This is a genomic window from Nesterenkonia haasae (assembly GCF_010119385.1).
Lineage (GTDB): Bacteria > Actinomycetota > Actinomycetes > Actinomycetales > Micrococcaceae > Nesterenkonia > Nesterenkonia haasae.
This window is the reverse complement of sequence record NZ_VFIE01000017.1, coordinates 433,824-460,017: the sequence shown is the minus strand read 5'-3', so window position 1 is coordinate 460,017 and position 26,194 is coordinate 433,824. Positions and strand designations below refer to the sequence as shown.

The 26,194-nt window shown below is 60.4% G+C and carries 24 protein-coding genes; 20 read left to right on the top strand and 4 right to left on the bottom strand.

Annotation, left to right across the window (positions count from 1 at the left end; all coding sequences use genetic code 11):
* The 8 genes from FH975_RS02195 to FH975_RS02160 form a co-directional block, all read left to right on the top strand.
* On the top strand, positions 1–303 hold a 303-nt coding region (locus FH975_RS02195), incomplete at its 5' end, for an AEC family transporter (protein ID WP_202922943.1).
* A 129-nt stretch (positions 304–432) separates the two neighbouring features.
* Complete coding sequence (locus FH975_RS02190) at positions 433–1,491, top strand: iron ABC transporter substrate-binding protein (protein ID WP_162319825.1); 1,059 nt, start codon at positions 433–435, stop codon at positions 1,489–1,491.
* 118 nt (positions 1,492–1,609) lie between these two features.
* Entirely contained in the window at positions 1,610–3,163 is a 1,554-nt protein-coding gene (locus FH975_RS02185) for an ABC transporter permease (RefSeq protein ID WP_202922942.1), read from the top strand.
* On the top strand, positions 3,160–4,194 hold the full coding sequence (locus FH975_RS02180; RefSeq protein ID WP_162319824.1) for an ABC transporter ATP-binding protein: 1,035 nt from the start codon (positions 3,160–3,162) through the stop codon (positions 4,192–4,194). Before FH975_RS02185 ends, FH975_RS02180 begins: the two co-directional genes overlap by 4 nt.
* A gap of 54 nt (positions 4,195–4,248) precedes the next feature.
* Entirely contained in the window at positions 4,249–5,319 is a 1,071-nt protein-coding gene (locus FH975_RS02175) for a DUF418 domain-containing protein (RefSeq protein ID WP_162319823.1), read from the top strand.
* Positions 5,316–7,028: a gamma-glutamyltransferase family protein gene (locus FH975_RS02170; protein WP_162319822.1), complete on the top strand. Its 1,713-nt coding sequence runs from the start codon at positions 5,316–5,318 to the stop codon at positions 7,026–7,028. Before FH975_RS02175 ends, FH975_RS02170 begins: the two co-directional genes overlap by 4 nt.
* Before the next feature lie 89 nt (positions 7,029–7,117).
* Positions 7,118–7,945 (top strand): bifunctional hydroxymethylpyrimidine kinase/phosphomethylpyrimidine kinase, encoded by an 828-nt coding sequence (thiD, locus tag FH975_RS02165; RefSeq protein WP_328821736.1) that lies wholly within the window; start codon positions 7,118–7,120, stop codon positions 7,943–7,945.
* Between the two features lie 107 nt (positions 7,946–8,052).
* A complete protein-coding gene (locus FH975_RS02160; protein WP_162319821.1) occupies positions 8,053–8,403 on the top strand; it encodes a hypothetical protein in 351 nt (116 codons plus the stop codon).
* A gap of 42 nt (positions 8,404–8,445) precedes the next feature.
* Here the strand turns inward: FH975_RS02160 and FH975_RS02155 are convergent, their stop codons facing one another.
* The gene (locus FH975_RS02155) at positions 8,446–9,354 is read right to left on the bottom strand and encodes a GTP pyrophosphokinase (protein ID WP_202922941.1); all 909 of its coding nucleotides are present in this window, start codon (positions 9,352–9,354) and stop codon (positions 8,446–8,448) included.
* 132 nt (positions 9,355–9,486) lie between these two features.
* Between FH975_RS02155 and FH975_RS02150 the strand changes: the two genes are divergently transcribed.
* The gene (locus FH975_RS02150) at positions 9,487–11,283 is read left to right on the top strand and encodes a glycerol-3-phosphate dehydrogenase/oxidase (protein ID WP_162319820.1); all 1,797 of its coding nucleotides are present in this window, start codon (positions 9,487–9,489) and stop codon (positions 11,281–11,283) included.
* Positions 11,280–12,815, top strand: a complete 1,536-nt coding sequence (gene glpK / locus FH975_RS02145; protein ID WP_162319819.1) for a glycerol kinase GlpK — start codon at positions 11,280–11,282, stop codon at positions 12,813–12,815. Before FH975_RS02150 ends, glpK begins: the two co-directional genes overlap by 4 nt.
* A gap of 14 nt (positions 12,816–12,829) precedes the next feature.
* Here the strand turns inward: glpK and eda are convergent, their stop codons facing one another.
* Positions 12,830–13,492 (bottom strand): bifunctional 4-hydroxy-2-oxoglutarate aldolase/2-dehydro-3-deoxy-phosphogluconate aldolase, encoded by a 663-nt coding sequence (gene eda / locus FH975_RS02140; protein ID WP_202922939.1) that lies wholly within the window; start codon positions 13,490–13,492, stop codon positions 12,830–12,832.
* 91 nt (positions 13,493–13,583) lie between these two features.
* Here eda and FH975_RS02135 point away from each other — a divergent pair, with 91 nt between their 5' ends.
* Positions 13,584–15,026, top strand: coding sequence for a gluconokinase (locus FH975_RS02135; RefSeq protein WP_162319818.1), 1,443 nt, complete (start codon positions 13,584–13,586; stop codon positions 15,024–15,026).
* 3 nt (positions 15,027–15,029) lie between these two features.
* Positions 15,030–15,980 (top strand): phosphoglycerate dehydrogenase, encoded by a 951-nt coding sequence (locus FH975_RS02130; RefSeq protein WP_162319817.1) that lies wholly within the window; start codon positions 15,030–15,032, stop codon positions 15,978–15,980.
* Positions 15,981–15,997: 17 nt separating this feature from the next.
* On the opposite strand, the gene FH975_RS02125 is transcribed toward FH975_RS02130, so the two are convergent.
* Positions 15,998–16,693, bottom strand: coding sequence for a FadR/GntR family transcriptional regulator (locus FH975_RS02125; protein WP_162319816.1), 696 nt, complete (start codon positions 16,691–16,693; stop codon positions 15,998–16,000).
* Positions 16,694–16,851: 158 nt separating this feature from the next.
* Here FH975_RS02125 and FH975_RS02120 point away from each other — a divergent pair, with 158 nt between their 5' ends.
* The 8 genes from FH975_RS02120 to FH975_RS02085 all read left to right on the top strand — a co-directional run bounded on the left by FH975_RS02120 (position 16,852) and on the right by FH975_RS02085 (position 25,132).
* On the top strand, positions 16,852–18,240 hold the full coding sequence (locus tag FH975_RS02120) for a GntP family permease (RefSeq protein ID WP_162319815.1): 1,389 nt from the start codon (positions 16,852–16,854) through the stop codon (positions 18,238–18,240).
* Complete coding sequence (locus tag FH975_RS02115; protein WP_162319814.1) at positions 18,237–19,031, top strand: SDR family NAD(P)-dependent oxidoreductase; 795 nt, start codon at positions 18,237–18,239, stop codon at positions 19,029–19,031. The genes FH975_RS02120 and FH975_RS02115 overlap by 4 nt, the downstream gene beginning before the upstream one ends.
* Before the next feature lie 25 nt (positions 19,032–19,056).
* Positions 19,057–20,061, top strand: a complete 1,005-nt coding sequence (locus FH975_RS02110) for a zinc-binding dehydrogenase (RefSeq protein ID WP_162319813.1) — start codon at positions 19,057–19,059, stop codon at positions 20,059–20,061.
* A gap of 322 nt (positions 20,062–20,383) precedes the next feature.
* Positions 20,384–20,638 (top strand): glutaredoxin-like protein NrdH, encoded by a 255-nt coding sequence (nrdH, locus tag FH975_RS02105; protein WP_162319812.1) that lies wholly within the window; start codon positions 20,384–20,386, stop codon positions 20,636–20,638.
* A gap of 25 nt (positions 20,639–20,663) precedes the next feature.
* A complete protein-coding gene (gene nrdI / locus FH975_RS02100) occupies positions 20,664–21,101 on the top strand; it encodes a class Ib ribonucleoside-diphosphate reductase assembly flavoprotein NrdI (RefSeq protein ID WP_162319811.1) in 438 nt (145 codons plus the stop codon).
* 11 nt (positions 21,102–21,112) lie between these two features.
* The gene (gene nrdE, locus FH975_RS02095; protein WP_235928366.1) at positions 21,113–23,245 is read left to right on the top strand and encodes a class 1b ribonucleoside-diphosphate reductase subunit alpha; all 2,133 of its coding nucleotides are present in this window, start codon (positions 21,113–21,115) and stop codon (positions 23,243–23,245) included.
* A gap of 82 nt (positions 23,246–23,327) precedes the next feature.
* Positions 23,328–24,308 carry a class 1b ribonucleoside-diphosphate reductase subunit beta gene (nrdF, locus tag FH975_RS02090; RefSeq protein ID WP_138253261.1) on the top strand — a complete coding sequence of 327 codons (981 nt, stop codon included), beginning with the start codon at positions 23,328–23,330 and terminating at the stop codon, positions 24,306–24,308.
* Positions 24,309–24,376: 68 nt separating this feature from the next.
* Positions 24,377–25,132 carry a lipoate--protein ligase family protein gene (locus FH975_RS02085; protein WP_162320046.1) on the top strand — a complete coding sequence of 252 codons (756 nt, stop codon included), beginning with the start codon at positions 24,377–24,379 and terminating at the stop codon, positions 25,130–25,132.
* Between the two features lie 23 nt (positions 25,133–25,155).
* Here the strand turns inward: FH975_RS02085 and FH975_RS02080 are convergent, their stop codons facing one another.
* Positions 25,156–25,830 carry a vitamin K epoxide reductase family protein gene (locus tag FH975_RS02080; RefSeq protein ID WP_235928276.1) on the bottom strand — a complete coding sequence of 225 codons (675 nt, stop codon included), beginning with the start codon at positions 25,828–25,830 and terminating at the stop codon, positions 25,156–25,158.
* Between the last annotated feature and the right edge of the window lie 364 nt (positions 25,831–26,194).

The following is a 26,194-nucleotide window of genomic DNA, read 5'->3' as shown; positions in this document are numbered from 1 at the left end:
CATCCGGCTCTGCAGGGAGTGCGCAGTGGAGCTGTACCGCTGTTGTCGGTGGGTATCGGAACTGGCGTGAAGCTTCTGCTCCTGCCGGCCCTGACCTGGTTGGCAGTACTACCGTTCTATGACGCACTGGGGCCGGTGTGGGCGGGCACATTGATCATCCTCGCAGCGACTCCTTCGTCGACCACCGCCTTCATCTTCTCCGAGCAATATGACGGCGACGGTCGGATGGCCGCAGCAGTGCTGGTCGGAACCACCGGAGTGTCGCTGCTGACGCTGCCTTTGGTGGCGGCTCTCCTGCTTTAGGGTCACCTGTGTTACGCAAGACAATTAGGCAATGTTTTTGTGACGTATAGTAGTGATCTGGGTTTCCGCAGTGGAGACCCGCACGCGCACCCAAGGGCACTCATAGCCTCTTGGAAAGGACCCAAACGAATGATTCGCACAACCCGTTCGGCATTAGCTGTCGCAGCCGCCTCCGCATTGGTGCTCACTGCCTGCGGAAATGATGAGGAGACCACCAACGGCAACGGCGCCAACGGGGCAGAGGGGGCCGAAGCTCAGAGCCTGGTGCTCTACTCCGGCCGGAATGAAGAACTGATTCAGCCGCTGATTGACCAGTTCCAGGATGAGACCGGAATCGACGTTGAAGTGCGCTTCGGTGAAACCGCAGAACTCGCCGCACAACTGTTGGAAGAAGGTGAGGACACTCCGGCAGACGTATTCCTGGCCCAGGACGCTGGAGCGCTCGGAGCAGTGGCGCAGGAAGGGATGTTCGCAGACCTCGACCAGGATCTTCTTGACCGCGTACCTGAGCTGTACCGGGACGATGCAGACACCTGGGTAGGTGTGTCAGGGCGCCTGCGGACGCTGATCTACAACACTGATCTCGTTGATGAGTCCGAGCTTCCGAACACAGTTGAAGACCTCACTGGCCCGGAGTTCGAAGGGCGGGTGGGCATTGCCCCGACCAACGCGTCCTTCCAGGCATTCGTGACTGCATTCCGCGTCGCCGAGGGTGAAGATGCCGCCCAAGATTGGCTAGAGCAGATGACCGAGAACGACCCACAGTACCGGGAGGGCAACGGACCGATCGTCTCTGAGGTGCTCGACGGCGCTCTGGAGATGGGTTTGGTCAATCACTACTATCTCTACGCACAGGCGGAAGAACGCGGTGTTGACCCCGAAGATCTGCCTGCAGCAAACCATCTCTTCGGTGACGGAGATGTTGGAGCGCTGATGAACGTCGCCGGCGCCGGAATACTGAATGAGGACAGCGCGGCCGCAGTCGAGCTCCTGGAGTACTTCCTCTCCGAGGAGGGCCAGCAGTACTTCGTGGAAGAAACCTCTGAGTACGCCATGGTCGATGGACTCGACGCGCCGGCCGGACTTCCGGACCTCGATGAGCTCGATGTGCCTGATATTGATCTGAATCAACTGGACGACCTCGAAACCACAATCCAGATGATCACCGAAGCGGGAATGGCGGGCTAGCTCCATCTCGACTATTTCCGAATCTCCTGCGGAACAGGCCGCTCGGCTCGGTGAGCCGGGCGGCCTAACCGTGCCTGCCGGCCCGGCGGGGCGAGTCAGAGTTCGGCGCAGGAGCTTCTTGAGAAATGGGAACGGTTCAGGGGCACCGTGGTGGTTGGGGGTCCTGGCCTGCTTGACCACAGGTGTGGCGCTGCTACCTCTCTTCTACCTCGTCGTCAGAGCCACCGAATATCCCGCCGCTGACTTCTTTGAGGTTGTTTTCAGTACCCGCAGCGCACGCCTGGCGAGCACATCGTTGGCCTTGACTGCCGTGGTCACCGGACTGTGTCTGGTCATCGGAGTCGGAATGGCCATGCTAGTGACGCGGACTTCCATTCCGCTACGTCGAACTCTGGCGGTCGCGGCGGCGCTGCCACTGGCTGTGCCAAGCTACGTGGCAGCTTTCGGCTGGCAGTCCATGAACCAGCTGGTCAACCCTGGGACCACCTTCGAAGGCTTCATCGCAGCCACAATAGTCATCACGACAGTGACGTACCCCTATGTGTTCTTGCCGGCTGCGGCTGCGCTGACCCGGGTAGGGCCAGCGCAGGAGGAGGCCGCTAGGGCTCTGGGTCGTGGTCCCGTGAACACCTTCTTCACCGTGACAGTCCGCCAGGCCGCCCCAGCAATCACCTCCGGTGGCCTGCTGTGCGCCATTTACGTCATTGCTGACTTTGGTGCTGTGTCAATCCTGCGCCTCGACACCTTTACTCGTGCAGTCTTTACCAGTTTCTCTATGGGCTTCGACCGCCTCGGCGGTATCGCCCTGTCCTCAGTGCTGCTGGTACTGACTATGGTGGTTCTTCTCGTTGAAGGCCGTTTTCGCCGGACCTCCACCCGCTACGCGGCCATCGGCCCGGGTGGTTCGGGATCAGCGATGCGGCTGAGCATGGGCCGGTGGACAGTCCCAGCCCTGACAATTGCCTGGAGCGTGGTGTTCTTTAGCCTCATTGTTCCCGGCACCGCACTGGCCTACTGGGCCTATCGGGGTGTCTCAACGCCTGGATCCATAGCGGAGGTGGCCGGAGCCTTCGGCAACTCTCTCTGGGTGGCCGCACTAGGTGCCGGTGCTACGACTCTGTTAGCAGTGCCGCTGTCGGTGTACATTGCACGCCGAGGCTCGATCCTCGCCCGCGGCTTGGAACGACTGGCGTATCTCGCCCATTCGCTGCCGGGGGTCGTGATCGGACTGTCGGTGGTGATGCTGGGCATCTCTGTGGTCCCGGCGCTCTACCAGACAACATGGCTGCTTGTTCTCGCCTACTGCACGCTCATGTTGCCTTTGGCCCTGGGACCTGCGGTCGCAGCGGCCCTCAGTGCGCCTCCCGAACTTGAAGAAGCTGCCCGGGCACTGGGCAAATCCTCGCTCACCGCCTACGTGCGAGTCACACTTCCCCTAATGGCCCCCGGTATCGGCTCCGGCTTCCTGCTGGTAATGCTCACAGTCATCAAAGAGCTGCCCGCGACGCTCATGCTCCGCCCCACGGGCTTCGACACTCTTGCCACCAGACTCTGGACCTACACCGGCAATGAATCCCTCGCAGCGGCAGCTCCGTTCGCCGTGCTGCTCGTCCTGTTGGCCGCTATACCCGCGTGGCTGATGATTTCCCGCATGTTGAAGGAGGAACCGTGAGCCCCACTGGCACAGCCGGTGCGTTGCACCTGAAAAGCGTCAGCCACAGTTACGGCAGCCACCAGGTTCTGCATGACGTCACCCTGACCTGCCCGGCAGGTACCTCCACTGCCATCGTCGGACCCTCGGGATCAGGTAAGACGACGTTGCTTCGCATTGTCGCGGGCTTCCTCCGTCCTGACGCCGGCACTGTCCGCCTCGACGAGACCGACATCACCGCTCGGCCCGCCCACCGGCGCTCCATCGGGCTGGTTGCGCAGGACGGAGGGTTGTTTCCGCACCTGAGTGTGGGGGGAAACATCTCATTCGGTCTGCCTCGGGGCCAACGAACGCGTACGCGAGTGGATGAGCTACTGGATCTGGTGAGTCTCCCGGCAGAGTACGCGGCCCGTCGACCTGACCAGCTCTCCGGAGGGCAGCAGCAGCGGGTCGCACTGGCACGGGCCTTGGGTCGCAGTCCACAGATCATTTTGCTCGATGAGCCATTCTCCGCATTGGATGCGGGCCTGCGCGAACGTACTCGTAAAGCTGTCCAACGCGTTCTGCGTTCCACCGGCACAACAGCTCTCTTGGTGACTCACGACCAGGATGAGGCCCTGTCCTTCGCCGACACTGTGGCAGTGATCCAAGAGGGCACCCTCCGGCAGGCCGGAGCGCCAGAAGACATCTACAGCCTCCCGGCCGACCTCGGCACGGCGCAGTTTCTCGGGGAAGCCGTGGTGTTGGAATCCTATGTTTCACAAGGCTCAGCGGAATGCTCGCTGGGAACCGTGCCGCTGCGCAACGCCGCTCCTACCGGCTTTGCAAGTCTGCTGCTTCGGCCTGAACAGATTGCGGTCACAGCCCCAGGCTACGGCGTGCTGGGTCTGGTCCTTGATGCCGACTACTTCGGTCATGACACCACAGCGCTGGTCCGCATCCACGGACGCGATGAGGAAGTGCGGGTCCGGCAGCTCAACGCCGAACCACTCGAAGTGGGTGAAACGATTGGTCTGCAGGTCACCGGGACCGGAGTGGCGTACCCGCCGTAGATACTGAGGCGCTGCTCAGGCACCCCGCAGGTCACGGAGATACATTTGGCTACGATGACCCAAGTGGAAGACCAGGCGACTTACGGACAGTCCGCATCCCGGATAACGGCGTTGGACAGTACCCGTGCCTTGGCGATCTTCGGCATGATCATCGTTAACGTAGGTGCGGCAGACTCAGCCGGGTTGCCCGCGCTGATCGTCTCAGTGCTTCACGGTCGGGCCGCCATCCTTTTCATCGTTCTGGCAGGAATTGGCGTCACGATCCTCGCCAGGAGCCTGAAGTTCACGTCTGCGCCGCTATGGCCGAGTCTGGCCTGGCGGGCTGCGGTACTGATGCTCCTTGGTCTGGTCTTCCAGCAGCTCCCAACCGGCGTCAATGTAATTCTCATGCTGTACGCGGCGCTCTTCGTGTGCGCCCTTGTCGCGGTCCGGCTGCCCAGCGGATGGTTGCAGGGCACTGCGGCCGCCATGACGGTATTTGGACCGATCACATATATTGTGCTTCACAGCGTTGGAGACTTGCCTGAGGGACCGGCCTCCTTAGTCCACAATCCGCTCGACTCAGCCGCTGCCATCGTTCTGACCGGGCCCTACCCGCTTATCGTTTGGATCGCGCCATTCCTGTTCGGCATGTGGCTGGGCAGACTCGATCTGCGCAGCCCTGGGGTGCACCGCATGCTCATCATCGCCGGAGCAGTCACCGCCGGTGTGTGCTCCCTGGCATCCTGGGCGCTGATTCGCATCCTAGGCGAACCTGACGCCGAACAGGTGGGTCCAGACCATCTGCTCCTGGCCTCAGGTCACTCCCAGATGCCCCTGTGGGTACTCTCCGCCGTTGGAACGTCAGCGCTGATAATCGGCACTATGCTGATCCTCACCCCACGGCTCGGACGGCTCGCGTACCCTCTGGTGGTGACCGGTCAGCTGGCGCTGACCGCATATTGCCTCCACCTGGCAGCGATTGCCGTGCTGGTCCGACCGGCCTCCGAGAACCCCAATCGGGGCCTGCTGCTCAGTGCAGTCATCATCGGACTGATCATCGCGCTGTGCGTATTGTGGCGCGCGTTTGCGGCCCGCGGCCCCTTCGAAACACTGCTTCGACTACCCAACTTTCTTACGAGGTGATAACACTGAAACGGAAAACGACCTTCCTCCTCGCTCCATTCGCTGTTGCGTGTCTGAGCGCGTCGTCGTGCGGTATCGCCGAGGATGAGCCGTCCCCGCCGGCGACTACCGAACAGGAGCCCACCCAGGAGGAGACGCCGGAGCCCACACAAGAGCCGACAGCCGACGCGACCCCCGAGACCGAGCAGTCGGAGACTGCGGAGGAGTCGTCCCCAGCCCTTCACGCCCACGGCGTCAGCGCAGGACATGAGCAGGCAGTCGACGCAGCGGAGTGGATTCTCCACGAGGGCGGAAACTCAGTGGACGCAACGATCGCCGCAGCCTTCGCCATTGGAGTTCTGGAGCCGGTGGCCTCCGGTATGGGGGGAGGAGGCTCAGTCATCATCGCGGGCCCAGACGACGAACCGGTCTTCTACGACTACCGCGAGGTGGTCAACACAAGTGGAGACATCCCAGCCACCGGCACCGGCGTCCCTGGGTTCGTCGCCGGTATGGGGCAGCTCCATGAGGACTACGGCGAGTTGGAGTGGGACCAGGTCATCGCACCAGCGATCGAACTGGCAGGGGACGGATTCACTGTGTCTGAGTACCTCAGCGACCGGATCAGCTCCGGTGCGGGGCCCGATTACCTCAGCGATCTGGAGGCGTTCTACCCGGAGGGCGAACCACTCGGCACCTCCGAGACGCTCGTCCAGCCCGAACTGGAGCAGTCGCTGCAGCGCCTGGCTGAGGCAGGCTGGGAGGATTTCTACACAGGGCAGCTCGCCGAGTCTCTCGCCCAGCAGGCTGAGGGCATCGATCGTGACTCCCTGGCTGACTACGAGATCGCCACAGCCGAACCTGTGGCGGGTGCTTTCGGTGACTACGAGGTCGTCTCCGCGCCACCACCTCTGCCAGGTGCTGCGCTGATCCAAATGCTGCAGATTGCCGAATCGGACGGCGTCGGAGAAATGGCCCCGGACTCCGCAGAGTACATCGACACGCAGTCCAGAGCATGGAGCGTTGCGGAAGAGACCATCCGTAACGATCTCGGAGACCCGACTGCGGTCGAGGTCCCTGTGGACGAGCTCACCGACCCCCACGCCAACGCCCAGATCGCGCCTGAGGGCCCAGAAGAGCTGCCGCAGGCCGCACCAGGCGGTCCCGAAGGTTCCGCACATGCCAACACAACGCATATCTCAGCAGTGGATGATACCGGGCTCACCGTTTCCATGACCAACACCGTGACCGACTTTTGGGGCTCTGGGCAGGAGGTCGATGGTTACTTCCTCAACAACGCGCTGAAACGGTTCTCGGACATCGACTCTCCGGCTAACCAGCCTGAACCGGGTCGGCGGACGGTGACCTGGTCCAACCCCACTATGGTCCTCGATGAGGAGGACCTACCGGTCATGGCTATCGGCACACCTGGAGGAATGCAGATCCTACCGGCGCTGGGCACGGTGTTGTCACAGTGGGCGCTGCAGGACGTTGAATTGCAGGAGGCACTGGAGGCGCCGCGTTTCCGGGGAGAGGGCAGTCTCCTGTACCTGGAGCAGGGCCAGTCCAGCGGGCTCATCGCCGACCTAGAGGAGCTGGGGTGGGGTGTTGAAGAGTGGCCCACCTCCAGTTTCGGATCCGTTCAGGCGCTGGTCATCGACCATGAGTCTGGGACCATCACCGGAGCTGACGATCCGCGCCGTGACGGTGCTCATCGCATCATCGACTGATACCGTAAGTGCTCGGCACGGGGTGCGCTTCAGGCGCTGAGAACACACCCGTAGAACCTGTCACGTTAGTACGTACGAAGGGACTGCTTGTGGGCATACCCAATATTCTCTCGATCGCCGGTACCGACCCCACGGGAGGGGCGGGAATCCAAGCTGATCTGAAGTCATTCGCCGCTCATGGCGGCTACGGCATGTGTGTGGTTACTGCTCTTGTTGCTCAGAACACCCAGGGTGTCCGGCAGATTCACGTGCCGCCGGTGGACTTCCTGCGGGCTCAATTGGACGCGGTGAGTGATGACGTCACCATCCATGCGGTCAAGACCGGGATGCTCGGCACAGCGGCGATCATCGATTCCGTGACCCAGTGGTGGGAAGCCACCTTCGACTCCACCGGTGCACCGACGCTCGTGGTCGATCCCGTGATGGTCGCTACCAGTGGGGACCGGCTGCTCGACGAGGAAGCTGAATCTTCACTCATTGATTTCGTTCACCGCGCGGATCTGGTGACCCCCAATGTTCCTGAACTGGGCATTCTGGCCGGTGCCGAGCCGGCGTCATCGTCGGCAGAACTGATCCGGCAGGCCGAACGAGTCGCCGACGCCCACCACACCGTGGTCCTGGCCAAGGGCGGCCATATGGGGCAGCCGAGCGTCACCGACAGTCTGGTGTTCCCGGCTGTCGGTGGCAGCCGCCCGGCGACCTACTCAGTGAGCACCCCTCGAGTCAAGACCACCAACACCCATGGGACTGGGTGTTCAGTCTCCGCGGCGTTCGCCACCCTGCGCGCACGGGGGTTGAGCTGGAACGCAGCGCTGGACTCGGTAAAAGATTGGATGCAACGGGCACTTCAGGGCGCCGAAGAGCTTGATGTGGGCAAAGGCTACGGCCCCATCAACCACTTTCCCTGGGGCCGGTAGGGTTCTGATTCGGGCTTCAGCCACCCATGGGGACGCTGCAGCAGCACCTCAAAGGGATGGGCTGCACAATCCTTGATGACCCCACTGATTCCCATTAATATGCCCCCATGGACGAAACATGGATCGAGCATCGCCGCCCTGAAGGAGACCGCATTGGGTGGATCCGCATGTCCGGGGACGGCTTCATTGCACACGACGCCATGGGGCGAGAAATTACTGAGGAAGTCGACTGGCTGACGGCCGAGGAAGCACTCGATGAAACGGGCTTGGCGTTCCTCGCCGAGCTGTGGCTACTGGAGCTGCCCAATGGCGAGTCGGTGCGTGTGCGGATCACCGAAGCCGGTCCGCATGGGATTCGAGTCCTGGAAGACGATCTGGGAGCGGCCGCAGCCGTCGGTTCGAACGTGCGGCACCACAGGCTCCCATTCCCGGCCCCCGATTCACTGCGGAGCCTCTAGCCTATTTTGAAAGAGACTGCGACTGACTGCGCAGAATATGTGCTAGTTGCTGCTTTTTCGCCCGTCCTGCCAGGTGAAAAAGGGTGAATCCGGGTCAGTGGGGCCAGTGGCGTCATCACTGCCGCGGAACCAGTGTCCCGGATCGGGACGGTCAGCCGGCGTCGGGCCTGTGGCGCCCTGCCCGGAGGCCGGTGCTTGTTCACGCAGAGCGGTGACCTTGTCGCGGATTTCAGCCATCTGCGTGTCCAAAGCTGCTGCCTGCACCGCGGCGTCGCGCAGTTCATCCAAGATGTCGGAGGGAACCTCACCGTCGTAGGTGTAGTAGATCTTGTGTTCCAATGAGGCCCAGAAATCCATCGCCACTGTGCGAATCTGCACTTCCACGTACACGAATTCAGTGCGATTGGAGAGGTAGACGGGCACCTGCAGGATGACGTGCAGGCTCTGATATCCGTTGGGCTTGGGCCGGCGAATATAGTCTTTGACCTCCACCACTCGAAGATCAGGCTGGCTGCACAGCATCTCCGCGACCCAGAAGGCGTCGGAGACGAAACTGGTGGTGATCCGGATTCCGGCTATGTCCCTGATGGAGTGTCGGATGCCCTCGAGTGTGGGCTCACACCCGTACCGACGGACCTTGTCCAGGATGCGCTCAAGCGACTTCAACCGGTAGTTGACGTGTTCAATGGGGGAGTAGTCCCTGGTGTGTTCAAACTCCTCGCGCAGCACGTTGATTTTAGTGAGCACTTCGTCCATGCCGAACTTGTAGTGCAGCTGGAACTCCGTCAGCTGTCGGCGAATTTCCACCATCCGCTGGACTGCACCGGGCTCGCCGTGCTGCTCAGCATTGGAGTTCAGCTGGTCGAGCAGTTGCCGGTATAGGTCGCCGTCGGCCTGCCTGACCAATTGGTCGGCGGGGATCTCCTCAGTTGGCGTAATGCCAGAGGACATAACTCACTCCTTGTCCTGCAAGGTCGGTCGAACAGGTGCTCTCTTGATTCTCGACCCTAGGTTGGCTATCTGGGAAGAGGCTTGGAGGTCACGATTGAGTGAACCGTTCTTCCTGCCTTGTACCCTGGAGGAGTGAAGCCCGTGTCGCTCAATGCAGCATCCCGTCATGACGCCCTAAACCGCCTGCGCGCCACCTCCGAGCCTGGCGCTGAACCGTTGGACGTCTTGGTGATCGGTGGAGGAGTAGTCGGTGCCTCTGCGGCCTTTGATGCCGCTGGTCGGGGTCTCGACACCGGGTTGGTTGAAGCCCGAGACTTCGGGGAGGGAACGTCCTCCCGGTCATCACAACTAGTTCACGGTGGGCTGCGCTACCTACAGATGTTGGACTTCAAACTGGTGTCCGAAGCTCTGCGTGAACGTGATCTGCTGCTGCGCCGGCTGGCACCGCACCTGGTCCGTCCGCTGCCGTTCATCTTCCCGTTCACCACACCCGTGGTGGATCGGGCCTTCATCGGCTCCGGCGTGACTCTCTACGACACATTGGCCTCCGGCTCCTCTCTGCTGCGAGGGTCCAAGGGCCGCGCGGTGCCCTTCCACCGCCACCTAGGGCGGGGCCGGCTGCGTGAGCGCTTCGCAGCGCTGGACCCAGAGAAGTACCACGGTGCTTTGGAATACTACGACGCCCAGGTCGACGACGCCCGACTCGTCCTTACTCTTGCCCGCTCTGCTCACAGCTTAGGAGCCGCGGTGGCGTCCCGCACCGAAGTGATCGAGTACCTCCGGGAGGAGGCAGGCGACTCAGTCGAAGCAGATAAGCGTGTCACGGGCGCGAGAATCAGAGACCGGCTCACAGGCGAGGAGTTCGATGTTCACGCCAAAGAGGTCATTCTGGCCGCCGGCGTGTGGACCGGCGAAGCTCAACGCTCGGCTAAGGCGACCTCCGGATTGCAGGTACTGGCTTCGAAAGGCATCCACATTACGGTCCCACGGGACCGGATCGCTGCCGAAGGAAGGGTAGGTGTGATCACACAGACTGAGAAGTCGGTCCTCTTTCTGATCCCGCTGCGCGATGTGTGGTCGATCGGAACCACGGATACGGCCTGGCACGAAGCCGTGGATTCTCCGGCGGCCACATCTGCGGACATCGACTACGTCCTGGAACACGCCAATGCGGTACTCGGCGAAGATCTCACCCGGGATGATGTGCTGGCCACCTGGGCTGGCCTGAGGCCGCTTGTGCAACCGGTCAAGATGAACGAATCAGCCTCCGCGAAAGTCTCCCGCGAACATACGGTGATGCAGTTGGCTCCGGGGCTGACAGGTGTCGCTGGAGGCAAACTCACCACGTACCGCGTGATGGCTGAAGATGTGGTCGACTTCGCCGTGGAAGGCACTTTCAAGGACCGAGCATCCATCACAGCCGTCCTGCCGCTGCTCGGAGGACAAGGGTACGGCGAGTGGGTGGATCAGGCTGAGCACCTTGCAGAGCGGTACGGATGGGATTCCCAGCGGGTTGACCGTCTGCTCAACCGATACGGCTCTTTGCTGGGTGAGTTGACCGCGCTCATCGACGCGCAGCCGGACTTGGCCCGGCCCCTTCAGCACGCTCCGTCATATCTGCGGGCTGAGATCGCGTATGCCGTCACAGCGGAGGGTGTCCTGCATTTGGACGATGTGATGGCTCGTCGGACGCGGCTGAACTACGAAACCGGTGATCGTGGGCTCAGCGCCGTGGATGAGATCCTTCAGATAATGGCTCCCCTGTTGGAGTGGACAAGTGAGCAGTCAGCCGCAGAAAAGGCAGCCTACCGGTCTCATGTAGAAGCAGTTCAGGAAGCGGAGACAGTCAACGACGACGCCGTGGCCGCAGAACTCATATCGGCCCACCACGCCGTCCCCGGCGAGAAAGCTGAGGCGCTCCCGTCATGAAAAGCCACTCGAGGGGAGCCTATGTGCTCTCCATTGACCAGGGCACAACCTCGACCCGGGCGGTTGTGTTCGACCATGCGGGGCATATTGTCTCCTCCGCGCAGAAGGAACACGATCAGCACTTCCCGCAGGCCGGTTGGGTCGAGCACGACGCGGCAGAAATTTGGACGAATACGCGGGAAGTCATTGCCGGTGCGCTCCGCGAGGGGGAACTGGACAGCAGTGAGATCGACTCATTGGGCATTACGAACCAGCGGGAGACCACTGTGGTGTGGGACCGTGAGACCGGAAAACCGATTCACCGGGCCATCGTCTGGCAAGACACCCGCACGCAGAGCCTCTGTGACGAATTCGCCGCCGCGGGTGAAGGTGACCAACCGGACACGGAGAGGTTCAAGGAGCGTACAGGGCTTCCCTTGGCCACGTACTTCTCTGGCCCTAAAATCCGTTGGACTCTCGACCGCGTGGACGGTGCCCATGATCGCGCAGCAGCAGGCCAGCTGTTGTTCGGAACAATGGATACCTGGTTGTTGTGGAACCTCACCGGCGGGGTGTCCGGGGGAGTGCATGTCACCGACGTCACCAATGCCTCGCGAACGCTCTTGATGAACATCGACACCCTGGACTGGAACGGCGATATTTGCGCCGCCATAGGCGTCCCGCTCGAGATGCTGCCGAGGATTGCAAGTTCTTCCGAAGTCTACGCCGAGTGCTCCCAGGACACCGGGATTCCGGGCGTCCCGATTGCAGGCATATTGGGAGACCAGCATGCGGCCACTGTAGGCCAGGCGTGTTTCGACACCGGGCAGGGAAAGAACACCTACGGCACCGGAAACTTCATGCTTATGAATACCGGTCACGATCTCGTGCGGAACGATCACGGGCTACTGACGACTCTGGCCTATCAGTTCGGAGACCAAAAACCGGTGTACGCCCTCGAAGGGTCGATTGCAGTCACCGGATCGCTCATCCAGTGGCTGCGTGACAACCTGGGGCTCATCAGCGAGGCTGCTGAGTCCGAGACTCGCGCAGCCAGAGTGGAGGACCACGGGGGAGCCTATGTGGTCCCAGCGTTCTCCGGGCTCTTCGCCCCCTATTGGAGATCAGAGGCCCGCGGGGTCATTGTCGGTCTGACACGTTACGTCAACGCCGATCACATCTGCAGAGCTGCATTGGAATCTGTTGCTTTTCAGTCTGCCGAAGTCGTGGAAGCCATGAACGCTTCTGCGCCGGAGGACCTTACCGAACTGAAAGTCGACGGGGGCATGGTCGTCAATGACCTTCTGATGCAGTTTCAGGCCGACGTACTCGGAGTGGACGTTGTCCGTCCTGAGGTGATTGAAACCACCGCACTGGGTGCGGCATACGCTGCGGGTTTGGCCACCGGATATTGGAGCTCCACAGCTGAATTGGTTGAGCACTGGACTGAAGGACAACGCTGGAGGCCCACCATGAGCGCCGGTGACCGCGAGAAGCGGCTGGCTGAATGGAAGAAGGCCGTCACCAAAACCTTCGACTGGGTGGAGAGCTGAGACTGTGCGAGCGTCTATGCCGAGCGTGACCGGATACGGTCCACGGCGGCTGCAGCCTCGGAGGCCAACTGTGCAATCTCAGCGTATTTCCCCGCCTCAACCAGAACCTGGGGCACCATCCAGGAGCCCCCGACGGCCCGCACTGCGGGAATGTTCAGATACTCCCTAAGATTCTCCATCCCCACCCCACCTGTCGGGACGAACGAGATCTCGCCAAAAGGTGCGGCAAGGGCTCTGATGGCAGCAGGACCCCCGGAGGTGTCGGCGGGAAAGAATTTGACGGTCGTGAGTCCAAGTTCCAACGCATTTTGAACCTCGGTGGCGGTCACAGCTCCAGGAAGTACAGGCAGCCCAAGACTTCTGGCGTGGTGGACCACAGTAGCCGAGGTCCCGGGGGAGACGACGTACATGGCCCCCGCAGCAGCAGCCTGGTCAACCTGCTCAGTAGTCGTGACCGTACCTGCGCCCAAGAGAACCTCCGCATCGGAGGCAGTGATCGCCGCTATCGCCTCCGCCGCTGCGGATGTGCGGAAAGTGATTTCAGCAGCCGGCAGCCCACCCTCCGCGAGGGCTCGAGCCACCTCAACTGCCTGTGCCGCAGTGCTGACTGAGACCACCGGGACGATTCCGAGGGCCGATAATCGATCGAGCACGGGGGGCTGCGGCGGAACGGACAACGGTAGCCTCCTGTGTTTCGGTTCACTTTTTGACCGAAATGATCATACCATTGAGGAAATTCAGTTCCGCAGACCCCAAGGAAGCGACTGTATGAAAATTCTTGCGCTCGAGGCGAGCACGACGTCAGCCAAGTCCATGCTCTTCGACACTTCCTCCCAAGAGGTGTCAGTCCAGACCCGTCGTTTTGAGCTCCCCGGCGCAGACCCCGCGGTACGCGACGCTGAGAGTGTTTTCGCTCAGCTCATGACACTGGGCCGGCAGGCCTTGGCAGGACACCGAGTGGACTTGATCGCGCTCTCCGGCACATGGCACGGGATGACGCTGCGAGCCTCCGACTTGGCAGAAATCTCACCAGTTCAGGAGTGGCCGTTCACCGGTGCGCAGGACCTCTGTTCCGAACTGCGAAAGGATGAGGCATTTACCGAATGGTTCTATCGACGCACCGGTTGCATGGTCAACGCCATTTACCCGGCATTCAAGCTGATGCTGCTGAAGTCACAAGGAATCAGCATTGCTGGTGGGTTGGTTCTGGACCAGAACAGTTACAACTTCGCGCGGATGACAGGTCAAAGCTGGACTAGCGTCTCCCAAGCCTCCGGAACTGGGTTGATGAACGGTGAGACTTGCTCGTGGGACCAGTCGGTTCTCTCGCGGCTGGATATCGAGGAGGTCGTGCTACCTGAGCTCCACGACGATCAGACCACCGCGCCACTGACCCCGGAGATCGCGAAGGTGCTCGGGATCAAATCCGGCGTTCCAGTCCTCATACCTGGTCCTGACGGGGGCATGAACCAGGTGGGTAACGGCGCGACCGCGGAGGGTGACATGACATTCTCCATGGGGACCTCCGGCGCTCTGAGGTACGCGGTCTCCGCCCCGTCGTTCTCGCCGCGAATGAGCACCTGGTCGTATCGTTCCCCGGTGGGGTGGCTCTCTGGTGCGGCGGCCTCAGGGTGTACCAACTGCGTGGACTGGGCCAAGGATCGGCTCTTTGACTCCCACACGACGTATGCGGACCTGGAACCGCAACTGTCTTCTGCTCCGCAGGATCTGCCGCTGTTCATGCCGTTCCTCTTCGGAGAGCGCTGCCCCGGGTGGCAGGACCAGCGAAGAGGCGGCTTCTTGGAGCTGCATCCTGCGCATTCGCGTGCACAGATGTACCAGTCCGTGCTTCACGGCGTCACGCTGTCCCTCTACCACTGCTACCGGGAGCTCATCGCACTCAATGGCAGCCCTCGGCGCATCATCCTCTCGGGCGGCGTACTGTCCTCCCCTTTCTGGACCCAGCTCACCGCTGATGTCTTCGGTGCCGAGATGGAAGTCTCCGCACTGCAGCACAGTTCCGTAGTGGGGGCGGTGAGGATGGGCATCAGGGCGGTAGGACTCGACGATGACCAACCCGCCTTCAGAGAGGAAGACCGCCAGCTCATCAGGCCTCGGGCAGAGCTCGCTGACTATTACGCCGAGGAATTCAGCCGCTACCTTGAGGGCTACACGCGGACCAATCCAGAGCCCTCGAACAGGATGGAGTGAGATATGAAGGTACTCATCACCCCCACTTCACTGTCTTCCAACCTTGAGATTGCGGCCCTGGAACCGCTACGCGAGCGCGGTGCAGAGCTGGTGGCCAATCCTTATGGACGACCCATGATTGCGGAAGAACTCAAGTCAGCACTGGGCGGAGTCGAAGCTGTCATCGCAGGGTTGGACAGTTTCCCGGCCGAGCTCTTTGCCCAGGCACCTCAACTGAAAGTCATTGCTCGCTATGGCGTCGGGTATGACCGCATTGACCTCGAAGCTGCGCGGAAAGCCGGGGTTCGCATCACGAATGCTCCCGGAGCCAATGGCCACTCAGTCGCTGAGCTCACTCTGGGCCTGATGTTTGCCGTGGCCCGGCAGATCCCGCAGGCTTCGACTGCCGTGGCCGCAGGGGACTGGCCACGGTTTGAGGGAATCGAGTTGGCTGGACGCCGGCTAGGGCTCGTGGGGTTGGGGGCCATAGGTCGCGATACGGCAGAAATGGCCCGCGGTATTGGCATGCAGGTGCTGGGATTCGACCCGGGGCTCAGTGCTCAGGAGATCACCGCGCTCGGTATCACCCCTGTAACACTGGATGAGGTCTTCGTCAGCAGTGACGTGATCAGTCTGCATATCCCCCTGAACGAGAAGACACGCCATATTGTCTCAGCTGAGAGAATCGCTGCCATGCCGCCAGGGGTGATCATCATCAACACGGCTCGCGGTGGTCTCATTGACGAACATGCAGCTGCAGCAGCCTTGGAGGCTGGGCATGTGTTCGGGTTGGGCCTAGACGCTTACGAGACCGAACCCCCGCGCGATTCTCCCTTAGTGGGTCATCCGAGGGTCGTTGCTACTCCGCATTCCGGAGCGCACAGCAAAGAATCTGTGCAACGCACAGCAGCAGCCGCAGTCGAGAACGTGTTGGCAGTCCTAGATGGCGAGGAGCCACCGAACGGAATTGCCTAGGGGATCTTCGCCGGTCTTCAGCCGATGGCGCGTACCTCACCGAGGATTGACTCTACATAGGCGCGAACGTAGCTTTCTGCGGCGTCGGCGTCCGCCCGCACAATCGCGGCGGCCGCCTCCACATGGTTGTGCAGAGACTCATGGACCGGAGTTCCGGGGGTAAGGCCTGCATGGTGACGACCGCTGATGACCTGGGCAATGGGCTCCTTGATGGCGCTCAGCATGAGGTTTCCGCACGCGTCCAGCAGACAATTGTGGAAAGCCACATCGGCGTCCAAATACTCTTGAGTATCACCCCGGTTGGATTCCCCGAGTGTCTTAAGCAGGCTCGCCAGTCGCCAGATTTCTGCTCGGGTGTCTTCCGAGGCGCGCACAGCCGTAAGCCTGGCCGCGGCAGGTTCGACGGCTAAGCGGAGTTCGGTCAGGGCGATCAGCTGCTGCACTCGGGCAGGGGACTCAAGTCGCCAGCGGATGAGCATCGGATCCAGTACGTGCCAGCGCTTCATAGGAGTCACTGTGACCCCTATGCGCCGCTTGGATTCCACCATCGTTTTGGCCTCCAACACACGCACGGATTCTCTGATCACAGTGCGGGAGACCCCGTACTGCTTCTCCAGTTCAGCGAGTGTCAGTACTTCTCCAGGAGGCAGCTCGTTACCCGCAATGCGGCGGCCAAGGTCGTCGAGCACGGAAGTGTGAGAGGCCTGTGACATGGATCAAGACTAGATGATGAGATCAGCCCAGTATTCACTGATATGACCTGTGGTTGCTAAAGGTGTGATGTATGTGGCACACTCAACGTCGATCGCCTCTGTGACCGGTAACACAACTCTTACGGGCACATGAGTTCCACATCGACAATGGAGTTCTTATGGACGAATGGACCCAGACTCTGGGCACTGGACCACTGCTGGCCATCGCGGCGGGAGCTATTGCTCTCATTCTGATCCTCATCATCAGGTTCAAGGTGCACGCCTTCATCACCCTCATTGTGGTGTCGGCCCTGACGGCAATTGTCGCTGGCGTTCCGATGGGCGCCATCAGCGGTGTCCTCACCGACGGCTTCGGTTCCACTTTGGCGGGAGTTGCCTTGCTGGTGGCCCTAGGTGCCATGCTTGGCCGGCTCGTCGAACACTCCGGTGGAGCGAAGGCGCTGGCTGACAAGATGATCAATGTTTTCGGCGAAAAACGTGCCCCCCTCGCTCTGGGTATCGCCTCTCTCTTTCTGGGCTTCCCCATGTTTTTCGATGCTGGCCTTGTGATGATGCTGCCCATCGTGTTCGCTGTAGCCCGGAGAATTTCAGATAAGTCAGTGGTGCTGTTCGGCATCCCAACTGCTGCCGCGTTCTCTGTGATGCACGTCTTCCTCCCCCCACACCCAGGGCCCGTCACTGCAAGTGAGTTCTACGAAGCCAATATTGGGCTCGTGCTGCTGGTAGGTCTGATAATCGCCTACCCCTTGTGGCACGTGGCGGGTTATATGTGGGGCCGGTTCGTGGGAGAACGCGTGATGCTGCCGGTTCCCACGATCTTCGGCGAGCGTGATGATGACCAGCCAGCCAACCCACCTGCAGTGGGGACGATCGTGGCCCTGCTGCTTACACCCATGACGCTGATCCTCTTTAACACTGGCTTGAACACGCTCTCCAGTGCCGGCGTCGTCGACGGCGACCAGTTGTGGGTCGAAACGCTGATGTTCATCGGTACCAGTGGAATTGCCTTGCTGATCACCGTTCTGGTGGCGACCTTCGTGCTGGGTTACCGCAGGGGGGAGAACGGGACGGCATTGGAGAAGCTGCTTGACTCCGCACTGGGCCCGGTCTGTTCAGTGATCCTCATTACCGGCGCAGGAGGCATGTTCGGAGGGGTGCTGCGCGCCTCGGGCATCGGTGAAGCCATTGCCGACACGCTCTCCGGCACAGGTATGCCAGTCATTCTGGCGGCATACCTGATCGCGGTAGCGATCCGTCTCGCCCAGGGTTCCGCCACTGTGGCGTTGGTGACCGCTGCGGGTCTGGCCTCCCCAGCCGTGCTGGCTGGTGACTTCAATGAGCTACAAGTGGCATGTATTGTGCTTGCAACCGCGGCTGGATCAGTCTTCGCCGGTCACGTCAACGATTCGGGATTCTGGCTCGTCGGACGACTTATGGGTATGGACGTGAAGACTACTCTGAAGACGTGGACAGTGCAGCAGGCGCTGCAGTCAGTTATCGGGTTTGTCTTGGTCGTCATCATCTACGCAGGAGTCTCGCTTCTATGAGCAGTCAGTTCCCACACTCTCGAGTCAAGGATCTTTTCGATGTGACGGATAAGCTCGTACTCGTCACCGGATCCTCACGTGGTCTCGGCAGATCCTTGGCGCTGACACTGGCAGAGGCGGGGGCGCGAGTCATACTTCACGGAAGAGACGCCTCCGCCCTGGCCGAGACCTCGAAGCATATCGAGGAGGTGTCGGGCCAGCCCGCACTTATCGTAAGGTTCGACGTCACGGACAAGGACGCTGTCGAAGAAGGCGCAGCGAAACTGATCCGCGAACATGGGGTCCCGGATGTTCTCGTCAACAACGCCGGACTGCAGCGTCGTGCGCCCATCCATGAATTCGATCCCCAGGATTGGGACGCGTTGGTGGCCAGCAATCTCTCCAGTGCCTTTTACGTTTCCCGATTCATCGCCCCGGCTATGGTGGAGCGCGAATCGGGGAAGATCATCAACATCGCCTCAGTGCAATCACAGCTCGCCCGCCAGACCATCGCCCCGTACTCTGCCACAAAGGGCGGAATTGCCCAGCTGACCAAAGGCATGGCTGCCGACCTTGCCCGGTACAACATCCAGGTCAACGCGATCTCCCCGGGATATTTCGCCACAGAGATGAATCGGGACTTGGTAGAAGATGAACAGTTCGACGCATGGTTGCGAGCCCGGACTCCCGCTGGTCGCTGGGGGAGTTTCGCAGAACTGTCAGGTGCTCTGCTGTTCTTGTCCTCTGAAGCATCGAGCTTCGTTTCGGGACAGAACATCTTTATTGACGGTGGGATGAGCGCCGTTGTCTGAATCCCGAATCCCCACGAGGACAACAATGCGTGCACTGTACATAGAATCCGCCGGTCGGGTGGCACTCGAGGAGGTGGATTCACCCCGTCCTCAGCGAGGACAGGTGCTTATTGACGTTGACTATGTTGGCATTTGCGGCTCTGACCTCCACTACTTCTATGACGGAGCGAACGGCGCGTTCGTTGTCAAGGAGCCACTGATACCTGGTCATGAGCTCAGTGGCAGGGTGGCTGAGGACCCGTCGGGGGAGCTGAAGCCTGGGGACCCGGTGACTGTGCATCCGGCCCGATTCGGCCCAGCACAGTCTGAGAATCCGGACCACCCTCATCTATGGCCAGGCGGCTCATACCTCGGAAGCGCCTCAACTTGGCCGCATACGCAGGGTGCTGCCGCCGATCAGCTGCTGGTGGACGCCGCCATGATCGTTCCTCTGCCGGACTCGCTCCCTGTGCGCCGAGCGGTCCTAGCCGAGCCGCTGGCGGTCGCGATGCATGGTGCGTCCAAGGCCGGAAATCTCGAAGGCCGGCGTGTACTCGTGTCCGGTGCAGGGCCCATCGGTCTGCTCGCACTCGTGGCGGCACGAGCTGCTGGTGCAGTCTCTGTCGATGTCAGCGATGTCCTGGACGGCCCTCTTGCTCGAGCAGAGGCGCTGGGTGCGGAGGAAGTGATCAATGTGGCACAGGCGCAGCTGAGGCTCAATGACTACGACGTGGTCCTCGAATGCTCTGGTGCTCCCGCTGCCATTTCAGCAGCGCTGACAGCAGCCCGCCCCGCAGGGACAGTAGTTCAAATCGGGATGGTGCCCGATGAGGTCAAGCCGATCAATCTGGCTCCCTACATCGCCAAGGAGCTGCGCTTGTTCGGGTCATTCCGCTTCAAGGACGAAATCACCGCAGCTGTAGGGATTCTGGCGGCCGATGCAAGCATCGAGGGAATCATCACCCATGAATTCAGCCTCACCGAGGCCAAGGAAGCATTCTCTGCCGCACGAGACGCCCAAGCAAGCGGGAAAGTCGTGTTGCGCCTCTGAATTGTCGTGGTCTCTACGATCCAGGCGCTGCCCACCGCGACACGCCGTGGATATTTTCGTTTTTCTTGGGGACCCGCTTGTGCACTCCTGTGGAGTACTGCCGTTAAGTGACCCTACATCCCTGAGATAGTGCAAGAGACGCTCCACAGGTCGTTGTGCACAGGCGGTGGATAACTACACTGATGTGAGTACAGCATCTAGTGCCTGATGACTTCCGGCAACACAAGATGTAGTATTGAGGGGTAGCCAGGGGCCGTCAATCAGGCCCCCTTCTGGCACAGACTTTTGAGAAGCGGAACTACACCCGAAGGGACCTTCCCCCATGAGCGTCACCATCTACACCAAGCCCGCCTGCGTGCAGTGCAACGCCACCTACCGCGCTCTGGACAAGAACGGTGTCACGTACAAGTCGGTGGACATCTCCCAGGATGCTGACGCTCTGGAGCGGGTTCGTGCGTTGGGCTACATGCAGGCGCCAGTCGTCATCACTGACTCCGACCACTGGTCCGGGTTCCGTCCCGACAAGATCTCTGAGCTTGCTGCCCAGGCCAATGTGCAGCAGGCGGCAGTAGCTTAAATCACGTCAGGGAGGAGACAGGCGCATGCACACCTCAGCGCAGCTGATCTACTTCTCCTCCGTGTCGAACAACACCCATAGATTCGTCGAGAAGCTTGGCCTGCCACAAGGTCAGATCGCACGGCTCCCGCTGCACACACGTAGCGAGACCGTGCACGCTATGGAGCCTTTTGTTCTGGTGCTTCCTACGTATGGAGCCGACGGTGGTAGCGGGTCGGTACCCAAGCAAGTCATCAAGTTCCTCAACGTACAGCCCAACCGTGAACTGATACGGGGAGTAATCGGCGCAGGGAATACGAATTTTCACGACAGCTACTGCATAGCTGGCGACATAGTTGCTCAAAAATGCAAAGTTCCGCACCTATACAGGTTCGAGCTGATGGGCACCCAAGAGGACGTGTCCAAAGTCCACAAGGGATTGGAAGAATTTTGGAAACAGCAGTCAAGCCTCTCAGCGGCGTAGTCGGCTCCACTTTGGCGAAAGAAGTGCCGCCAGAGTGGGCTGAGCTGGGATACCAGGATCTCAACGCCATGCTCAACCTCTATGGGCCCAATGGCGAGATCCAGTTCGAGGCTGATCAGCTGGCAGCCCGGAAGTACTTCCTGGACAACGTCAACGTCAACACTGTCTTCTTCCATGACCTTGACGAGAAATTGAAGTACCTAGTGGAGAACGACTACTACGAGCAGGAGACGCTTGATCGCTACTCTCGTGAGTTCATTCACCAGCTCTGGGACACGGCATACGCCAGAAAGTTCCGGTTCCCCACATTCCTGGGGGCTTTCAAGTTCTACACCTCGTACGCGCTGAAAACATTCGACGGGAAACGTTACCTCGAGCGTTTCGAGGACCGCGTATGTATGGTCGCGCTGTACCTCGCCCGGGGCAGTGAAGAGCACGCCCTGCAGCTGATGGAAGAAATCGTCTCCGGACGTTTCCAGCCCGCCACCCCCACGTTCCTCAACGCCGGAAAGAAGCAGCGCGGGGAACTGGTCAGCTGCTTCCTGCTCCGGATTGAAGACAATATGGAGTCGATAGCCCGCGGCATCAACTCCGCCCTCCAGCTCTCCAAGCGAGGAGGCGGCGTCGCACTGTCGCTCACCAACGTCCGCGAACACGGTGCGCCCATCAAGCAAATCGAGAACCAGTCATCAGGCGTGATTCCAGTGATGAAGCTCCTGGAAGACTCATTCAGCTACGCCAATCAGCTCGGTGCACGCCAGGGTGCCGGCGCGGTCTACCTTAATGCCCACCACCCGGATATCTTCCGGTTCCTGGACACTAAGCGTGAGAACGCCGATGAGAAGATCCGCATCAAGACGCTCTCCCTCGGTGTGGTCATACCGGACATCACGTTTGAACTCGCCAAGAAGAACGAGGGGATGTACCTGTTCAGCCCCTATGACGTAGAACGGGTCTATGGGAAACCCTTCTCGGAAGTCTCAGTCACTGAGAAGTACTACGAGATGGTCGACGACGCCCGCATCCGGAAGACGAAGGTCAACGCACGTGAGTTCTTCCAGACCCTGGCAGAGATCCAGTTTGAGTCCGGCTACCCCTACATCATGTTCGAAGACACGGTAAACCGGGCCAACCCGATTGCTGGGCGGATCACCATGTCCAACCTTTGCTCTGAGATACTGCAGGTCTCGGAGCCGAGCGCATACACCCCAGACCTGGGATACCAGACCATCGGTAAAGACATTTCTTGCAATCTGGGGTCGTTGAACATCGCTAAGACGATGGACTCTCCAGATTTCGGCAGGACTATTGAGACTGCGATCAGGTCCCTGACGGCGGTATCGGACATGTCCTACATCGAGTCAGTGCCATCGATTGCTGAGGGCAATAAGCGCAGCCACGCCATTGGCCTTGGCCAGATGAACCTGCACGGCTACCTCGCGCGGGAACGGGTGCACTACGGCTCAGCGGAAGGTCTTGACTTCACCAATATCTACTTCTACACGGTGCTGTACCACTGCCTCCGTGCGTCCAACGCCATTGCTAAGGAGACTGGAGAGACTTTCGACGGTTTCGAAAACTCCCAGTACGCCAGTGGTGAATTCTTCGACAAGTACACAGAGAAAGTCTGGGAGCCGGAAACCTCCACGGTACGTGCGCTCTTCGCTCACGTGAGCATTCCGACTCAAGAGGACTGGCGGCGGCTAAAGGCTGAGGTCCAGAAACACGGGATCTATAACCAGAACCTGCAGGCAGTTCCTCCGACCGGTTCCATCAGCTACATCAACAACTCCACCAGCTCCATCCACCCGGTGGCTTCGAAGATTGAGATCCGTAAAGAAGGCAAGATCGGCCGCGTCTACTATCCGGCCCCGTACCTGACGAACGACAACCTGGAGTATTACCAGGATGCCTATGAGATCGGCTACGAGAAGATCATTGACACCTATGCCGTGGCCACTCAACATGTGGATCAGGGGCTCAGCCTCACCCTGTTCTTCAAAGACACTGCCAGCACCAGGGACATCAACAAGGCGCAGATTTACGCGTGGAAAAAGGGCATCAAGACCCTCTACTACATTCGTCTTCGTCAGTTGGCCCTAGAAGGCACGGAAGTTGAGGGTTGCGTATCCTGCATGTTGTAGGACGCTCAGCTCAGCCCCGCCACAGAACCCATCACACGTGCACCACCCAACAGAAGGACCGGATACCGACGTGACCACTTCAGTGACGAACGAGACTCAATCGACGCTGCTCACCCACGTCGAGGCGATCAACTGGAATCGTCTACCTGATGACAAGGACGGTGAGGTCTGGAACCGCCTGGTCAATAACTTCTGGTTGCCGGAGAAGATCCCAGTGTCTAACGACGTCCAATCCTGGGCAACCCTCACTGAGGATGAGAAGACGCTCACCATGCGGGTCTTCACCGGGCTGACGCTGCTGGACACCATTCAGGGCACGGTGGGCGCGGTGGCGCTGATCCCGCACTCGTTGACTCAGCATGAAGAAGCCGTGCTGACGAACATCGCCTTTATGGAGAGCGTTCACGCTAAGTCCTACTCGCAGATCTTCTCCACCCTCTGCTCCACTAAGGACATCGACGACGCTTTCCGCTGGTCCAAGGAGAACCCCAACCTCCAGCGTAAAGCGCAGATCGTCATGGACTACTACCACGGTAATGACGGTATGAAGAAACGGGTGGCTTCGACCATCCTGGAGTCCTTTCTGTTCTACTCGGGTTTTTACCTGCCGATGCACTGGTCCTCGCGAGCCAAGCTGACCAACACCGCAGACATCATCCGTCTGATCATTCGCGATGAAGCCGTCCACGGCTACTACATCGGATATAAGTACCAGCGGGCGCTGGAGCTTGAGACAGAAGAGCGTCGCCAGGAGCTCAAGGACTACACCTTCGACCTGCTCTTCGAACTCTATGAGAACGAGGTCCAGTACACCCACGATCTCTACGACGGTGTGGGACTGAGCGAAGACGTCAAGAAGTTCCTCCACTACAACGCGAACAAAGCGCTCATGAACCTCGGCTACGAGGCGATGTTCCCCTCGGATGTGACCAACGTGAACCCGGCAATCCTGTCGGCACTAAGCCCCAACGCTGACGAGAACCACGATTTCTTCTCCGGGTCGGGAAGCTCCTACGTCATTGGGAAAGCCGTCGAGACGGAAGACGAAGACTGGGACTTCTAATTGACTCCGTGGTGCGCCCCGCCGAGACCCGCCTGCGCACCCGGGCACGGCAGAAATCTAGGCGCTCAGTGGGACCTCAGCAGAGTCTGCGAGTCTACCGGCAGTCTCACTCACTCGGTCCTGCCGAGGACCTCCAGTTCGGACTGCGTCTGCTGGAAGGAACACGTCGGCACGCTTCAGGTCCTAAGTATCCGCCGGCCACGCCGCCCCTGCTGCGGATCTACCGGCCGCAGCCCACCGTAGCGTTCGGTCAGCGAGACAGCCGCCTTCCCGGATTCAGCGCCGCACAACAAGCCAGTCGAGACCTCGGTTTTGAACCGGTGGTGCGCCGAGCGGGGGGACGGGCCGCCGCCTATACCCAAGGCTCGCTCATTGTGGACCACATCGAACCCGATCCAGATCCCATCCGGGAGTCACAAGCACGTTTCTCCGCATTCGCCGAGCTCTATGCCCACGCTCTCAACACAGCGGGGATCAGCGCGCGCATTGGGCCCCTTCCGGACGAATACTGTTATGGCGAACACTCAGTTCACGGTTTTCGTCCCGACGAACCGGACGTGCGCGTCAAAATTATAGGGACCGCCCAGCGGCAAATCGCGACGGGCTGGCTGTTCTCATCATCCATCATCGTCGAAGACGGCCAACGCATCCGCCGCGTCCTCACCGATACCTATAGCGCCATGGGGCTTAGGTGGGATCCGCTCACAGCTGGTGCCGCAAACGACGTCGCTCCGGCGGTGACGGTGGAGCAGGTGGAATCAGCGATTCTGGACGCCTATGCCCATAACTGGGACCTGAAAGAGTGGACCCCCGCGCTCACCTGAGACCCGCCGCGAACAGCAGAGGATCAGAACGCGGACGTCACAGCCTCACTGAAGTTCAGCAGAATAGAACCGATGACCAGCAGATAGATCACGACCACCGCAACCCACCACCATTCGCGAGTCATCCGCTTGAGGCCCTCAGAGCCGGGAATCACCCCGTGCATGATGTTCCGCGCCGTAGTCACCACGAACATTGGGATCACTGCAGCCCAGACGATCATGCAGTAGGGGCACAGCACTCCAATGCTGAACACCGCCGAGTACCAGAGCCAGGTGCTGAACCCGAACGCAAACAGCACACCGACTTGAAGTCCCATGTAATACCACGAGGGGACGCGACCGCCGATCGCCAACAAAGTCACAGCGACGCCGATGAGCAGCGGAAACCCGACCACTCCCAAAAAGATGTTGGGGAACCCGAAAGTCGACGCCTGCCAGGTCTGCATCACCTCACCACAGGAGACCCACGGGTTGACGTCACAAGCGGTCACATGCTCAGGATCGTTCCACAACCGCACACGCTCGTAGAGCAGTAAGAAACTGGCCAAGGCGCCGACAATGCCAGTGGCCAGAAGCCACATCGCAAAACCGAAAGGCCGCGCGAAAGCCGGCAGGACACGCCCGGGATTCAATGCGGCAGACTGTGATCCAGGTGAATCCTCCGAGCGGGATTCCTGGGCATCTAACGTCATGGACATCCCTCTATGGTACGCGCGAAACCTCCACCATGTGGGCACGTCGAAAGCAGACCCAACCTAGCGTGAGGGCCAGGTCCTGGCGGGGCCCAGTGCCGAAAGATGGAACAACGGCGGCTGACCTCTCGGTGAGCCTGTCAATACTGTGCGATACTGAAGATATTAGAGGCCCAGACCACACCTGGATCTCTGAGAAGGCTTTCACACGCGAAGAAGCGGCTAGGCCGGCACCCGTCGTGGACACATGAGAGACCAGTCCGCACGGCAGAACGAACCAGAGCAAGATGCCGCCGCCCACATCATCGCGCGTGACCGGGACGTGGCTTCCGTTGAGCAGAGCGCGCCGTCTCCGCAGTTGGAGACAGGC

What these genes read in the sequence shown, in the direction of transcription:
- FH975_RS02190 (WP_162319825.1), top strand. Translation starts at nt 433, where the DNA reads ATGATTCGCACAACCCGTTCGGCATTAGCTGTCGCAGCCGCCTCCGCA.
- FH975_RS02175 (WP_162319823.1), top strand. Translation starts at nt 4,249, where the DNA reads ATGACCCAAGTGGAAGACCAGGCGACTTACGGACAGTCCGCATCCCGG.
- FH975_RS02160 (WP_162319821.1), top strand. Translation starts at nt 8,053, where the DNA reads ATGGACGAAACATGGATCGAGCATCGCCGCCCTGAAGGAGACCGCATT.
- FH975_RS02155 (WP_202922941.1), bottom strand. Translation starts at nt 9,354, where the DNA reads ATGTCCTCTGGCATTACGCCAACTGAGGAGATCCCCGCCGACCAATTG.
- glpK (WP_162319819.1), top strand. Translation starts at nt 11,280, where the DNA reads ATGAAAAGCCACTCGAGGGGAGCCTATGTGCTCTCCATTGACCAGGGC.
- FH975_RS02135 (WP_162319818.1), top strand. Translation starts at nt 13,584, where the DNA reads ATGAAAATTCTTGCGCTCGAGGCGAGCACGACGTCAGCCAAGTCCATG.
- FH975_RS02130 (WP_162319817.1), top strand. Translation starts at nt 15,030, where the DNA reads ATGAAGGTACTCATCACCCCCACTTCACTGTCTTCCAACCTTGAGATT.
- FH975_RS02125 (WP_162319816.1), bottom strand. Translation starts at nt 16,693, where the DNA reads ATGTCACAGGCCTCTCACACTTCCGTGCTCGACGACCTTGGCCGCCGC.
- FH975_RS02120 (WP_162319815.1), top strand. Translation starts at nt 16,852, where the DNA reads ATGGACGAATGGACCCAGACTCTGGGCACTGGACCACTGCTGGCCATC.
- FH975_RS02115 (WP_162319814.1), top strand. Translation starts at nt 18,237, where the DNA reads ATGAGCAGTCAGTTCCCACACTCTCGAGTCAAGGATCTTTTCGATGTG.
- FH975_RS02110 (WP_162319813.1), top strand. Translation starts at nt 19,057, where the DNA reads ATGCGTGCACTGTACATAGAATCCGCCGGTCGGGTGGCACTCGAGGAG.
- nrdH (WP_162319812.1), top strand. Translation starts at nt 20,384, where the DNA reads ATGAGCGTCACCATCTACACCAAGCCCGCCTGCGTGCAGTGCAACGCC.
- nrdI (WP_162319811.1), top strand. Translation starts at nt 20,664, where the DNA reads ATGCACACCTCAGCGCAGCTGATCTACTTCTCCTCCGTGTCGAACAAC.
- FH975_RS02080 (WP_235928276.1), bottom strand. Translation starts at nt 25,830, where the DNA reads ATGTCCATGACGTTAGATGCCCAGGAATCCCGCTCGGAGGATTCACCT.